The sequence below is a fragment of the Asanoa hainanensis genome (assembly GCF_900188485.1).
Lineage (GTDB): Bacteria > Actinomycetota > Actinomycetes > Mycobacteriales > Micromonosporaceae > Asanoa > Asanoa hainanensis.
Map to the genome: position 1 here is coordinate 231,818 of NZ_FZPH01000005.1, position 13,946 is coordinate 245,763.

The window sequence follows — 13,946 nt, forward strand, 5'->3', positions numbered from 1 at the left end:
CGCCTGACGGCGTGCCGGTTTCCGGGGCGGTGCTCTCGGTCATGACGCCTCCATGAAGGCCATGTCACTGGCCAGCACCGCCGCGCCGGTCACGCCTGCGCGGCTGCCGAGTTCGGACAGGACCACCGGTAGGTTGCCGGTGGCGAGCGGGAGCGAGCGCCGGTAGACGACGCTGCGGATTTCGGCCAGCAGGATGTGGCCGAGTTGGGCGAGGCCGCCGCCGATCACGATCATCGACGGGTTGGCGAAGCTGACCAGGCCCGCGAGGACACCGCCGACGCGGCGGCCGCCGTCGCGGATCAGGCGGATGCAGACCACGTCGCCCTCGATGGCGCCCTCGGCGACGTCGACCGCGGTCACCGAGCCGTTCGCGGCGAGCCGTTCGGCCAGCGCGGGCGAGCCACCCGCGCGGGCGGCGGCGGTCGCGTCCTTGGCGATCGCCGCGCCGCTGAACAGCGCTTCGAGGCAGCCGACGTTGCCGCAGGAGCACATCGGACCGTGCGAGTCGACCTGGATGTGGCCGATGTCGCCGGCGCAGCCGTCGGTGCCGCGGTAGACCTCTCCGCCGAGGTAGATGCCGCAGCCGACCCCAGTGCCGATCTTCACGAACAGGAAGTCGTCGACCGAGTGGGCGACGCCGCCGTGCCGTTCGCCGATGGCCATGATGTTCACGTCGTTGTCGACGACCGCCGGGCAGCCGTGCTCGCGGGTCAGCAGCTCGCGGACCGGGAAGCGGTCCCAGCCGGGCATGATCGGCGGTGACACGGGCACGCCGTCGCGGAAGCTGACCGGCCCGGGAACGCCGATGCCGACCGCGTCGAGGCGCTCGTAGGCACCGTCCACTTTGGCCTTGTGCAGCAGCTCGTTGACGCGCAGCAAGGTGCCCTTGGGGCCGCTGCGGATGTCGGCGGGCTCCGCGTAGGCCACGACGGGCTCCAGCCGGCCGTTGACGATCTCGACGTCGATCGAGCTGGCGCCCAGGTCGACGGCGGCGAAACGGAGGTTGGGGCTGAGCTCGACCAGAGTGGAGCGACGACCGCCGCGGGAGGCGGCCAACCCGGCTTCGGCGACGTAACCCAATGACACCAGGCGTTCGAGCTCGGCGAGCAGCCGTGGTCGCGGCATCTCCAGCCGGTCGGCGAGCTCGGCGCGGGAGACCGCACCGTTGTCTCGCAGCAGCCGCAGCAGCCGCAGGTGCAGAGGCTCAACAGCCCGCACGGCACCCATCCTTTGGTCGTCCCGTTCACACCGGCGCAACGTCCGGGTGTTGTGGACGACACAGTATGAGCTTCCGCTGTGGGTGTAAAGAGCTTCAGATCTATTCGAGATAACTTTTGCTGGGAGCAACAAAAGCCGTGGCCCTGGCTAATGAATCTTCGCCGCACTGCGGCGGAGATGCCGGTTTCGTCCGGCCAAAACGCCCTGACGTGCGGTGATGCGCTACTTACATAGCAGAGTTGTCATGCGCCGACCGGCGATGACGAGGCCGGCCGCGGTGACGAGCAGAAGATAACCGACGTCGATCAATCCGCCTAGGACTTCGTCGGTGCCGATCGATATGCCCCGGATCAGGTCGACCGCGCGGTAGAGCGGGGTGACCTCGACCAGCCACCGCAGGGCCGGGTGGTAGCTCTCCGCCGGCACGAACGTGCCGGAGAACAGGAACAGGGCGAACTGGGCGGAGCCCATCAAATCGAAGTCCTGCCAGCTGCGCATGAACGTCGAGAACGCCATGCCGAGCGAGCCGAACGCGAAGCCGACCAGCACCGCGGCCGGAAACGCGAGCAGGGCACGGCCGACAGTGGTCAGGTCGAGGGCGACCATCACCACGAGGAAGGCGGCGGAGTAGAGCGAGCCGCGCACCATGGCCCACGCGAGCTCGCCGAGCGCGATCTCGAAGGGCCGCACGGGGGTGGCCAGCATCCCCTCGTACAGCCGCATGTATTTCATCTTCCCGAAGAAGTTGAACGTCGCCTCGGCGAGCGCACCGCTCATCGCGGCCGAGGCGAGCATGGCGGGCGCGACGAATGCGGCATAGTCGACCACCGCGCCACTCGGCAACGTGAGGTCGCCGACCAGGCCGCCGACCCCGATGCCGATGGAAAGCAGGTAGACAACCGGCTCGACGAACCCCGAGATCATCACCAGCCAGTAGGCCGACCGCAACGCGGCAGCATTCCGCTCAGCGACCGACATGGACCGGCGCACCGGGCCCTCGAAGCTGATCAGCCGAGGCAGGACCAACGCGACCATGTTCTCAACCTCACCTCGTCACTGCGCAGATGCGCCTGGAGCCAGCGCAGGCGTCGATCGCCAAGGGCGCCGGGCGGCGGGCGCCGGGCATCGGGCGGCGGGCGTGGGGGCCCGGGGCGCGGAACGAAGCGCGCCGGGCATCGGGCGCCAGGCGCCGCGCGACGACGAAGGGCGCCGGGCATCGGGCTTCAATGGAACAGCCTTGTCTGGAAGCGGCGGCGGGCCAGCCACCAGCCGGCGGCCGCCCAGAGCGCCAGATAACCCACATGCCCCCACCCGGACCACTGTGGTGCGACGCCGAGGGTGGCGGCCCGGCACAGGTCGACGCCGTGCCACAGCGGGGTCGCGTAGGCGACCCAGCGCAGCCCGACCGGCATCGACTCGACGGGGAAGAACACCCCGGCGAACAGTGACATCGGCAGCACCGCGAAGCGGAACAGCAGCGCGAGGTAGCTGTCGCTGCGGACGGTGGCGCTGTAGGCGATCGTCGGCGCCGCGACGGCGAAGGCGAGCAGCGCGACGACCGGCAGCGTGGCCAGCGCCCACCAGGAGTGGACCGCGCCGAACAGCGTCGCGATCAGCAGGAACGGCGCCGCGCAGAGGACGGCCCGGAACAGTACGAAGACCAGGTGGCCGCCGAGGATGTCGGCTGCCCGCAACGGCGCCGCGGCCTGGCCGAAGTAGATCTTGTGCCATTCGAAGTTGCCCAGGACCGGCCACGTCGTCTCGAACATCGTCACCTGGACGACCGTCGAGGCGAGCAGGCCGGGCACCACGTAGTCGAGGTAGGACACCCCACCGACGCCGCCGGCGATGTAGGCGCCGACGCCTACGCCGAAGCCCAGCATTGTCAGCAGGGGAAGCAGGAACGAGCCGAACACCGAGCCGCGCCAGGTGCGGCGGTAGCCCACTAGGTGGTATTCGAAAACGGCCAACGTCGCGGTCATCAGTCGACCAAGGTCCGGCCGGTCAGGTGCAGGAAGACGTCTTCGAGCGAGCTGCGCCGCACCAGCACACTGGCCGGCGAAAGGGCGCGGTCGTGCACCGTGGCCACCGCGGCATCACCGTCGTCGACGTAGAGCAGGACCCGGTCGGGCAGCGCCTCCACCCGGGACCCGATGCCGGCCAGCTTGTCGACGAACACCTCCTGGGACTCGGCGAGAAAGCGCAGCTCGACGACCTCGCGGGTCGAGTGCCGGGCGATCAGGTCGCGCGGTGAGCCCTCGGCGACGATCCGCCCGGCGTCCATCACCACGAGCCGGTCGCAGAGCTGCTCGGCCTCGTCCATGTAGTGGGTGGTCAGCACCAGTGTCACGCCCCGCTGTTTGAGCCGGAACAGCCGCTCCCAGACCAGGTGGCGGGCCTGCGGGTCGAGGCCGGTGGTCGGCTCGTCGAGCAGCACCACCTCGGGCTCGTTGATCAGCGCGCGGGCGATCGTCAGCCGCCGTTTCATGCCGCCCGAGAGCGGCTCGACCTTGCTGCCGGCCCGCTCGCCGAGCTGCACGAAGTCGAGCAGCTCGGCGGCCCGGGCGCGGGCCACCTTGCGGGGGATGCCGAAGAACCGCGCGTAGGTCGTCAGGTTCTCGGCGACCGTCAGCTCGGGGTCGAGGTTGTCGCTCTGTGGGCAGACGCCGAGCCGGGCCCGGATCGCCGGGCCGTCGCGGGCCGGATCGAGGCCGAGGATGCGCAGCTCGCCCGCGGTCACCGGCGACACGCAGCCGATCATGCGCATGGTCGAGCTCTTGCCCGCGCCGTTGGGGCCGAGAAAGCCGAACGCCTCGCCCGCCCGCACGGACAGGTCGATGCCGTCGACCGCGGTGAACGAGCCGAACCGCTTGACCAGCCCCGTCGCCTCGATGAGAGGCCTGCCCTCAGTCACAGGCGGACCCTAACGACGGGGTACGACAAGGAACAGCGGATATCAGCGCCCGCTGATGAATTTCGGTCAGAGGTCCCGAGGCGTGGTGGCGGCCCGGGCCTCCGCGACAAGCGCGCCGGTCGCCGCCACGACGTCCGGTGTGGACGCCTCCACAGCCGAGTCGTAGCGCACCGACCAGGTCAGCCCGTCCCGGCCGCGGACCTTCCGGCCGACGACCCGCACCCCGACACCGCCGTCGACGACGTGATGCGAGGTGTACGAGACCGAGCCCGTCACCCGCGATCGCACCTGTGCGGGCACCTCGCGCGGCTCCAGCAGCAGCACCGACACCGGAGAAGCGTCGGCCATGACGTCGTACCCGTCGCGCTGCTCGACCACCGATGCCGGGGTCACCGTCAGCTCACGCCCGGACCAGACCGCCTTGTGGATCTGATGCCAGTCGAGCCGGTCGCGGTCGGGCAGCCGCAGGCCGCGGTCGGTGGCCACCACATAAGCATCCGAAGAGGTACGCGACCAGGCGATCACCCGCTCGTCGGAGTCGAGGGTGATCCCGGAATCGGCCGGCAGCTTCGGCGCCCGGCGGAACAGGTCCCACATGCTCATCGCGTCGTCCTCACAGCCCGCCGGCCGCCTGCTCGCGCAGGGCCCGGGCGTGCTGCTCCAGGGAGAACAGCTCGCCGGCCAGGGCCAGATATTGATCCTTGCTGGTCACCGGGTTGATCCGCTGCACCTTCGACTTCAGGTCGCGGATCCGGGCGTCGGTGGCGCCCCACTGCAGGCGGGCCAGCAGCACCGAGACGTAGTGCGGGTCGGGGTCGGTGTCGCGCAACATCGGCTCGACGGCGAGCTCGCCGACCAGCGCCTTGCCGGTCAGGTCGCCGCAGGCGTCGCGTACCCGCTCGATCCAGACGACCCCGCTGGTGCCGCTCACCGCACCGCCGGCCTCGGCGATCGCGGCGCGGACGGTGCGCAGCTCGACGGTCGAGTACGCCTCTTCGTCGATCGCGTCGAACATCGGCCCGGCCAACACCGGCACCTGGATGGCCAGCTTGAGCGCCTCGCGCTCGACCCGGGCCTGGGGCGAGTCGGCGCGCCCCGCGGCCGCGTTCGCCGCGGCCGTCGCGGTGGCGGACGGAGCCGCCGAGTTGGCCACGGCCCGCTGCACGGGCTCGATCTCCATGCCGAGGTCGCCGGCGAGCTTCCGCACGTACTCGGGACGCTTCTCGCGGTCTTTGATCTTGGCAACCAGCGGCGCGGCCCGGCGCATCGCCTCGATCCGGCCGTCGACGGTGTCGAGGTCGAACTTGCCCAGGATCTGCCGCAGCGCGAAGTCGACCATCGGCTCGCGCCGCGCGACCAGGTCTCGAACGGCGAGATCACCCTTGGCCAGGCGCAGGTCGCAGGGGTCCATGTTGTCGGGGCTGACCGCGATGAACGTACGCCCGACGAAGCGCTGGTCCTCGTCGAACGCCCGCAGCGCCGCCTTCTGACCCGCGGCGTCGCCGTCGAAGGTAAAGATGATCTCGCCAGCGAACGCGTCGGTGTCCATCAGCAGCCGGCGCAGCACGCTGATGTGGTCGCCGCCGAACGCGGTGCCGCAGGTGGCGACCGCGGTCTTGACGCCGGCCAGGTGGCAGGCCATCACGTCGGTGTAGCCCTCGACGATCACCGCCCGACCCTGCCGCGCGATCTCCCGCTTGGCGTGCTCGATGCCGTAGAGCACGTGCGACTTCTTGTAGAGCGGCGTCTCGGGCGTGTTGAGGTATTTCGGGCCGTCGTCGTCGTCGAACAGCTTGCGCGCGCCGAAGCCGATGATGTCGCCGGACAGCTCACGGATGGGCCAGACCAGCCGGCGCCGGAAGCGGTCGATCAGCGAACCGGAGCGGGCCTCGCGAGCCAGCCCGGCGGTGACCAGCTCCTGCCCGGTGAACCCCTGCTGGCGCAGGTGCTTGGTCAGCGGATCCCAGCCCTCGGGTGCGAAACCGCAGCCGAAGTCCTGTGCGGCGGCCCGGTTGAAACCGCGCTGGGCGAGGAACTCGCGGGCCAGCCGGGCACCGGGGGTGGTGAGCTGACCGGCGTAGAACTCGGCGGCGGCGGCGTGCGCGGCGACCAGGCGCTGCTTCTGCCCCTGCTGCTGGGCCCGGATCGGCGCGGGGCCGCCCTCGACGTAGCGCAGCTGGATGCCGGCCTGGGCCGCGAGCCGCTCGACCGACTCGACGAACGTGAGGTGGTCGACGTCCATCAGGAACGAGATCGCGTCGCCGCCCTTGCCGCAACCGTGGCAGAAGAAGACGTTGCGGCCGGGCGCGACCGTGAACGAAGGGGTCTTCTCGTCATGAAACGGGCAGAGGCCCTTGAGGTTGCCGCCGCCGGCGCTCTTGAGCGTCACGTGCTCCGAGATGACGTCGGCGATCGCGGTCCGCTCGCGAACCAGCGCGATGTCTTCCTCGCGGATCCGGCCTGCCATGCGCTCCCCTCACCCTGTCCGCCTCCATCCTGCCCTGCCGAATGGATCTTGGTGGGGGTGGGTGTGACGCGTATCCCGAGCAGGGGGCGTGACCGTCGGGGGGTCGGTCACGTCCCCTGTGTCTCCCACCACCGCAGCCCCTTGGCGGTACGTCAGCGAGGACCTAGCGCTCGGTTGAAACGAGCCTGCCTCCAAAACGCCACCCGGACATCCGCCAGGTGGCGCATGTCTGGAAGGCCAATTGCATACGTACGCCATTTCGGGGTCCCGAGGCAGGCGCATAAGTACGCCCCGTGGCTGTTATCTCCGCCACCCGCCACGACGAAGCTTTGTGTCGAGCGCTGGGACCGCCGGCGCCGGAAACGGCGGAGAAGGTGTCTTCATTGAGCATTCTTGGTCGTGGTGACGAGCATCTGCACTACAGCGACAGCTCACATCGCTGGGTGGCGCCACCACACATCGAGCAGGGAGTCTGGGAGGCGAGCCTCCGCGCCCACCTGGGCCGCCACCTGCTCACCATGGGCGGGCGGGACGAGGTCGACCAGATCGACCTACCGCGCGCTTACATCCCGCGACAGCGAGGCGCCTCCAAGCCGACCCCCGAGGCGCGGGTCACCAGGTCATGCCGCGCCGGCTGACTCTGGGTCGCGGGTACGGATCGGTGCCGGTCGGGCGATGGCTCGGCCGGCGCCGCTCCACCACGGCGGGCCGTGCCTGCCGCCGCTGCGGATGCGGGTCCAGCCCACCCCGCCTCGGCGCCCTCCGCACCCGCCGCCGCTTCGGCGGCTGGTCCTGCGCCTGCCGCAACTGGCCAGGCATCCCCGGCCAGCGGGACGCACCGCCGCTGTAAGTCGCACCGACTCCACGGACACGGAACTGACGCCACATCGGGAAGCCTCCACCCGATGTGGCGTCTCCGTATGTCAGACAGAATGACTCGGGTCCGCGCCGGTCCGGACCACGGCGGACCCGAGTAAAGAAGCGGGTCTTCGCGGGTTGTCAGATGTTCGAGCTTCAGCTCACGACGTGGGTGATCTCGCGTTGGCCGGCTTCGCGCGCGATGTCGATGCGGGACGAGAGCTCGAGCTTCGCGAGGATGTGGGAGACGTGGGTCTGCACCGTGCGTCGCGACAGGAACAGCTGCGCCGCGATCTGCGGGTTGGACATGCCCTGGGCGACCATCGCCGCGATTTTGATCTCGGTCGGGGTCAGGGCCTCCCAGCCGCGGCGGGCCTGGCGGTGGCGGACCCGCGGACCTCGACGGATGCCGAAGTTGCGGAACGTGGCCTGGGTGCGGGACAGGTCCCACTCGGCGCCGAGCTTCTGGTAGAGCCCGTAGGCCTCGGTGAACAGGTCCCGCGCCTCCGACGTGTCGCCACGGTCGGCGAGGATCAGCGCCGCGGCCTCCAGTGCCTGCGCCCGGGGCAGCGGGCGGCCGGCCTCCCGGTAGCCCTTGGCCGCCTCGATCAGGCCGGCCGGATCGTTGGCCAGCAGGCTCTGGCAGTGCTGGGCGACCGCCTGGCGGTGCGGGCCGACCGAGTCCCGGGCCATGGCCACCGACCGCTGGACGACCGCCTCGGCCGCCGACAGGTCGCCCAGCATCGTGGCCAGGCGCACCGCGTCGGCCAGCATGTTGACCGTGTCCTCCGACTCCTGGACCCGGTCGGAGAGGCCGTCGAGCAAGATCTCAAGCGCCGCGGCCGGCGCGTCGGCCTGCTCCTTCTGCAGGGCCCGGGCCATCGCGAACGGACGGCAGATCCGTGCGCCCACCTTCTCGGCGAAGCGGTCGGCCGCTTTCAGGTGGCGTTCGCTGTCTGCCTCGCCACGGTGGAGCTGGATCGTCGCCGCCAGGCCGTGCTGGAAGCAGTCGACCATCGGGTCCTTGGAGACGTCGAGCGCCAGGTCGATCTCGACCAGCGCGTCGTCCCAGTTGCCGATGTCGAAGAGCAACTCACCGAGTACGCAGTGGGCCTGGGCCAGGCGGAAGACGGCGCCGGCGCGCTGGGCTCCGTCGCGTACGCGCTCGGCCAGGCGGATCGCGTCGTCGTAACGGTTGAGGACGCCGAAGGCCACCGCCTGGTTGATCTGGAGGATCAGCCGGAGGTCGGCGAGCGCCGGGTCACCCTCGGCCACCGCGAGCGCACGGTCGAACAGCGGCAGCGCCTGCTCGGACTCGCCGCGCATGCCGTGCACGATGGTGCGCACGAACAGTGCCCAGCCCATGCCGAAGCGGTCGCCGGCCTCGGTCGCGGTCTCCAGCGCCTCCTCGGCGACCCGGCCGGCCGCGTCGACGCGACCGAGTGTGCGGTAGGTGCGGGCGATGAGCACCAGCAGCCGCGCTCGTTGGCGCGGGCCGATGCCCGGCGCGTTGAGCGCCCGGCGCAGCGGGTCGAGGGACTCCTGCGACCGCCCGGCCAGGGCCTGGCACTGCATGAGTGTCCAGTGCAGATCGACCAGCGAGTCCGGGCGCTGGACGTGCATCAACGCGGTGTTGGCGACGTCGGTCGCGCTGATCGGGTCACCGACCCGGAACAGGGCGTCGGCTAGTCGGCAAGACAGCACGTCGTAGACGTCGTTGCCGGGAGCGGTGCCGTTGAGGGCCCAGCGCAGCATCGGGATGGCCACCTGCGGCGCCTGCCCGACGAGCTGCGGTGCCGAGTCGGACAGCCAACCCACGACCCAGGCGTCGACGACCTTGCCCGCGGCGTCTTCCTCGACGGTGGGGCGCAGCTGACGGGCGACCCGCTCGGCGGACGCGCCGTTGTTGGCCAGGGCCCTGGCCGCGTCGCGGTGCCAGGCCGCACGTACGCCGGCGGGCATCGCGTCGTATAGATATTGCCTGATCAAAGGATGGCGGAAGGCCATCTCGCTGCCGTTCTCGAGCAACACCCCGGCGAGGATGGCTTCGTCCAGGACGGGCAACAGGTCCTGCAACCGGTGGCCGGAGACGACGGCCAGCTCGCTGACCGAGAAGTCGATGCCGAGCAGGGCGGCCACCCGGAGCACGTCGTGGGTCGGACCGGAGATGAACTCGAGCCGGTCGGAGATCGCGGCGGCCAGCGACCGAGGAGTGGCGGTGTCGTGTGCCTCGACGCACTCCTCGGTGTGGTCGAGAGCCTTGGCGCGGACCAGGACGTCGACCAGCTCGGTCAGGTAGAGCGGGTTGCCGCCCGCGCCGGCGGCCAGCTTCAGCAGCCCGGGGCCGGGTGTGCCGCCGACGAGCTGGGAGACGAACGCCGTGACCTGGTCGGCCTGCAGGCTCTCGATGCGGAACACGTTGGGCTCGATCGCGCGGCGCAGCGCCAGCAGGTCGTCGCGGCGGGGCACGGTGCGATTGAGGGCCACGATCAACAGGCGCGTCCGGTCGATCCCGCGCAGGAGGCGGCCCAGGGTCATCACCGTCGCGACGTCGGCCCACTGCAGGTCGTCGACGACGAGCATGGTCGGCGCCTTGGCACAGACGTCGTCGAACAGCGCGAGCAATTGCTCTGTCGCGGCCGGGATGACATCCATCCGGTTGCCGATGCCGGGGTCGGCGCGAAGCAGGTCGCAGATGCGCGCGTACTCGTCGGCCGGCATGTCGGGATGGCTGCGCAGCGCCTCGAGCAGGGGCAGGAATGGGAATGCCTGGCTGAGCTCGTCGCAGACGGCCCATACGACCTGCACGCGGGTGTCGCGGGCCAGGCTGACGGCGGCGCGGGCGATCGAGGTCTTGCCGATGCCGGGCTCGCCTTCGACCATCGCCGCTGAGCCGCGGCCGGCCGCCAGCTCCTCCACGAGCCGGTGGAGGGCGTCGACCTGCTGCTCACGACCGATTGGGGTTGCGGCCATCGGCAAGGCTGCCACCGCTCCCACTCCCTTCGGAGCGCCCGATCCCGCGACGCTTTAACCATATTTGCGGTCATCAAGCAAACACGTTTATGCGGTCTTTGCGGTCAAGCAATTGCAGATTGCACGTCGTTGGGCAAACGAAAGCCCTTCACATCGGTCATATCTGCCATCCAGGTTACAAACAGCCAGGTTGCATATCGCCAACTGTCTGTAGTTGCGCCACTACTTCCCGTTGTATCGATCGTGTTTACCTTGCAATACTCAGCTACCTGGCCAGGGTGACCGCGTAACTGTCCATTTAGGAGCCCGCCATGAAAGCTCAGCGCAGACTCCCAGCCTGGACCGCGAGGACCGTTGCTGCGGGAGCAGCGGTCGTCGGCATCCTGGCCGCGACTCTCACCGGCTCGTTCGTGAATTCGGCATCCCACTTTTCGGCTGCGGCTGCCTCCAAGGTCGTCAGCACCGTTTGGCTTGACGTATAGTCCCCCGCGCCGCCCCTCCCTCGGAAGGGCTGCGCCCTATCTAATTCGATGGCTGCAACCATCGAATCTGCTCAGACGCAGGGTTCCGGGCCGGCCAACCCTCGCGACCATGGGCGGCGGCAACCTCTATCGGATCGGCGCCTGCGGAGGCCGATCGTCACAGAGGTCACCGCCGCTCATAGTTGTGTGGGGCGGCCGGTTGGCACGAGAACCAGCCTCTACGCACATCGCCACCGAGACATCAGCCACCTGGCGGATATGAAAGTGTCAGAGCCGTGACGCGCACCCTGACCAGCCCGGAGATCAACCGGACCGTGCTGCATCGCCAGCTGCTGCTGGAGCGCTCCCAGGCCGATCTCCCCCAGGTTCTGGAGCGCATGGCCGGACTGCAGGCGCAGTACGCACCCGCGATCTACATCGGCCTGTGGTCGCGCGCCGAGCCCGTCGAACGCGACGCCGTTACCAAACTGCTGCACGATCGCGAGATCATCCAGGGCACCCTGCTGCGCTCGACCATCCACGTGGTCAGCCGGCGTGACTACTGGCCCTGGGCGCTCGCCATCCGCGCGGACCGCCGGGCCCAGGTCCTGCGTGCCTGGCGCGGCACCCTGAAAGCCGACGAGATGGAAGCGGCCGCCGCCACCCTGCGCACCGCACTCGCGGACGGCCCGCTCAAGCAGGCCGAGATCGACAAGGTGATCGGCGCCGACCGGCGGCGCGGCATCGGCCTCTGGCTGGATCTCGTCCGCCAACCGCCCAGCGGCACCTGGGAGCGCCGCCGCGCCGACCTCTACACCCTCGCCGACGACTGGGTCGGCGCGGAAAATGGCACGGTCGAGGCGGGCCGTGTCCAGCTCGTCCGGCGCTACCTGACCGGGTTCGGCCCCGCCACGCGCAAGGAGATCGCCACCTGGGCCGGCCTACCGGTCGCCACCGTCGGGGCGGTGCTGGCCGAACTCGACACCACCACGTACCGCGATGAGCAGGGCACCGAGCTCGTCGACCTGGCCGGCGGACCGATCGCCGACGGTGACGCGGACGCGCCACCCCGCTTCCTGCCCAACTGGGACGCCGCGCTGCTGGTCCACGCCCGACGCTCCGGCCTGCTCCCCGAGGAGTTCCGCAAACGGATCTTCCACGTACGCGCGCCGCAGTCGTTCCCGGTGTTCCTCGTCGACGGCGCGGTGGCCGGCACGTGGAAGTTCAGCGACGGCGCGCTCGGCTACGACGAGTTCCGTCCGCTCACCGCCACCGAGCGCGAGCGACTGCACGCGGAAGGCGAACGGCTCGCGGAGTTCCACGCTTAACCCCTAAGGTCGTCCGCGTGCGAATGATCCGCGCGACCGCCGTACCCCTGCTGCTCGTGGCTCTGTTGGCCTCGGCCTGTGGCCAGGGCGCGCAGGTTCCGGACGGAGCCGCTTCCCAGGACCGGGTGGCCACGACGGACCCCGACGCGACCACCCCACCGCCGGGCAAGGGTGGCATCGGCCGCGGGCCGACCCCGAAGCCACCGGCCAAGCCCGCCACTTTCGGCAACCCGAGCGGCAAGGCGACGGTCCCGGCCGAGGGCCGCGCGGAGAACACCAGCAAACCCACCCGCACGATCGGCACGGGTACGAAGGCCAGCTGCACGTCGGCCGCCGTCGTGAAGGCGGTGGCGGCCGGCGGGATCATCACCTTCAACTGCGGCCCCGATCCGGTGACCATCACGATGACCGCGACCGCGAAGGTGAAGAACGCCAACGGCCCGAAGATCGTGCTCGACGGCGGCGGCAAGGTAACCCTCAGCGGCGGCGGCAAGCGGCGCATCCTCTACATGAACACGTGCGACGAGGCGCAGGGCTTCACCACCTCGCACTGCCAGGACCAGGACCACCCGCGACTGACCGTGCAGAACCTGGCGTTCACGGGCGGCAACTCGACCGGGGAGACTGTCGAGGGTGGTGGCGGAGGCGCGATCTTCGTACGCGGTGGCCGGTTCAAGGCGGTCAACACGAAGTTCACGGACAACCGCTGCGACGCGTCCGGCCCCGACCTCGGCGGCGCGGCGATAAGGGTGCTGAGCCAGTTCAACGGCCAGCCGGTGTACGTCGTCGGCAGCACCTTCACCGGCGGTGTCTGCTCGAACGGGGCGGCGCTGAGCAGCATCGGCGTCTCCTGGGTCGTGCTCAACAGCGTCTTCACCAACAACAAGGCGATCGGCAGCGGCGCGAACCCGGCCCGCTCGGGATCTCCGGGCGGCGGCAGCGGCGGCGCCATCTACCTGGACGGCAACCTGTTCACGCTGCGGATCGCCGGCTCCAAGTTGCAGAACAACACAGCCAAAGAAGGCGGCGGCGGAGTCTTCTTCGTGAGCAACGACCGCACGGGCACGATGCGGGTGGAGAACACGACCTGGAGCGGCAACCGCAGCGCCGGCTTCGAAACCAGCGGCTTCCCGGGCATCTTCTTCCTCGGCGCCCGCCCACCGACGGTCACCGGACCGTCGTTGAAGCGATGAAGGTCCCGTTCGACGAGGCGGCCTACGAGCGGCGGGTCCGCACCGGCCCCTGCTTCGTCTGCGCCACCCTGAGCGGAGACCCGGACTACCGGCACCACATCGTGTACGAGGACGAGACCTGCGCGGCGTTCCTCAACCGCTACCCACCGCTGGTCGGCTACACCCTCGTGGTGCCGCGCGCACACGTGACCGACGTGACGGGCGACCGGGCGCTGTTCCGGCACCTCACCGAGGTGGTGCACGACGTCGCGGAGGCCGTCAAGGGCGTGGTGCCGACAGAGCGGGTCTATCTGATGTCGCTGGGCTCGCACCAAGGCAACGCCCACGTGCACTGGCACGTCGCACCACTGCCGCCTGGCGTGCCTTACGAGGACCAACAGTTCGCGGCGGTCATGAGCAGCCGCGGCGTGCTCCCGGTGACCGAGGCGGAGCAGGCCTCCCTGGCCAAGAGGCTGCAAGCCGCCGTCGCCGGCACCCGCAGGCTTTAGCCCGCACGATCGGACATTGACCCCGCGTTGCTGTCGGCTGTGACCG

11 protein-coding genes are annotated in these 13,946 nt (G+C 70.0%); 4 read left to right on the top strand and 7 right to left on the bottom strand.

Annotation, left to right across the window (positions count from 1 at the left end):
• Positions 1 to 39: 39 nt before the first annotated feature.
• From CHC05_RS15040 to dnaG, 6 genes are all read right to left on the bottom strand, one after another.
• On the bottom strand, positions 40 to 1,218 hold the full coding sequence (locus tag CHC05_RS15040) for an ROK family protein (protein WP_089249542.1): 1,179 nt from the start codon (positions 1,216 to 1,218) through the stop codon (positions 40 to 42).
• A gap of 222 nt (positions 1,219 to 1,440) precedes the next feature.
• Positions 1,441 to 2,253 (bottom strand): ABC transporter permease, encoded by an 813-nt coding sequence (locus CHC05_RS15045; RefSeq protein WP_089249084.1) that lies wholly within the window; start codon positions 2,251 to 2,253, stop codon positions 1,441 to 1,443.
• Between the two features lie 188 nt (positions 2,254 to 2,441).
• Positions 2,442 to 3,200, bottom strand: coding sequence for an ABC transporter permease (locus CHC05_RS15050; protein WP_089249086.1), 759 nt, complete (start codon positions 3,198 to 3,200; stop codon positions 2,442 to 2,444).
• Complete coding sequence (locus CHC05_RS15055) at positions 3,200 to 4,132, bottom strand: ABC transporter ATP-binding protein (protein ID WP_089249088.1); 933 nt, start codon at positions 4,130 to 4,132, stop codon at positions 3,200 to 3,202. The genes CHC05_RS15050 and CHC05_RS15055 overlap by 1 nt, the downstream gene beginning before the upstream one ends.
• 66 nt (positions 4,133 to 4,198) lie before the next feature.
• A complete protein-coding gene (locus CHC05_RS15060) occupies positions 4,199 to 4,729 on the bottom strand; it encodes a hypothetical protein (protein ID WP_089249090.1) in 531 nt (176 codons plus the stop codon).
• 16 nt (positions 4,730 to 4,745) lie between these two features.
• Positions 4,746 to 6,599: a DNA primase gene (gene dnaG, locus CHC05_RS15065; RefSeq protein WP_089249092.1), complete on the bottom strand. Its 1,854-nt coding sequence runs from the start codon at positions 6,597 to 6,599 to the stop codon at positions 4,746 to 4,748.
• 383 nt (positions 6,600 to 6,982) lie between these two features.
• Here dnaG and CHC05_RS15070 point away from each other — a divergent pair, with 383 nt between their 5' ends.
• Positions 6,983 to 7,237 (top strand): hypothetical protein, encoded by a 255-nt coding sequence (locus CHC05_RS15070; protein WP_089249094.1) that lies wholly within the window; start codon positions 6,983 to 6,985, stop codon positions 7,235 to 7,237.
• Positions 7,238 to 7,613: 376 nt separating this feature from the next.
• Here CHC05_RS15070 and CHC05_RS15075 read toward each other — a convergent pair whose 3' ends face one another.
• Positions 7,614 to 10,430, bottom strand: a complete 2,817-nt coding sequence (locus CHC05_RS15075; RefSeq protein ID WP_089249096.1) for an ATP-binding protein — start codon at positions 10,428 to 10,430, stop codon at positions 7,614 to 7,616.
• 757 nt (positions 10,431 to 11,187) lie between these two features.
• Between CHC05_RS15075 and CHC05_RS15080 the strand changes: the two genes are divergently transcribed.
• The 3 genes from CHC05_RS15080 to CHC05_RS15090 are packed head-to-tail and all read left to right on the top strand — an operon-like array spanning position 11,188 to position 13,900.
• Positions 11,188 to 12,219, top strand: a complete 1,032-nt coding sequence (locus CHC05_RS15080; RefSeq protein WP_089249098.1) for a winged helix DNA-binding domain-containing protein — start codon at positions 11,188 to 11,190, stop codon at positions 12,217 to 12,219.
• A 23-nt stretch (positions 12,220 to 12,242) separates the two neighbouring features.
• Positions 12,243 to 13,412 (top strand): hypothetical protein, encoded by a 1,170-nt coding sequence (locus CHC05_RS15085; RefSeq protein ID WP_089249100.1) that lies wholly within the window; start codon positions 12,243 to 12,245, stop codon positions 13,410 to 13,412.
• Positions 13,409 to 13,900: an HIT family protein gene (locus CHC05_RS15090; RefSeq protein ID WP_089249102.1), complete on the top strand. Its 492-nt coding sequence runs from the start codon at positions 13,409 to 13,411 to the stop codon at positions 13,898 to 13,900. Before CHC05_RS15085 ends, CHC05_RS15090 begins: the two co-directional genes overlap by 4 nt.
• Positions 13,901 to 13,946: the final 46 nt, after the last annotated feature.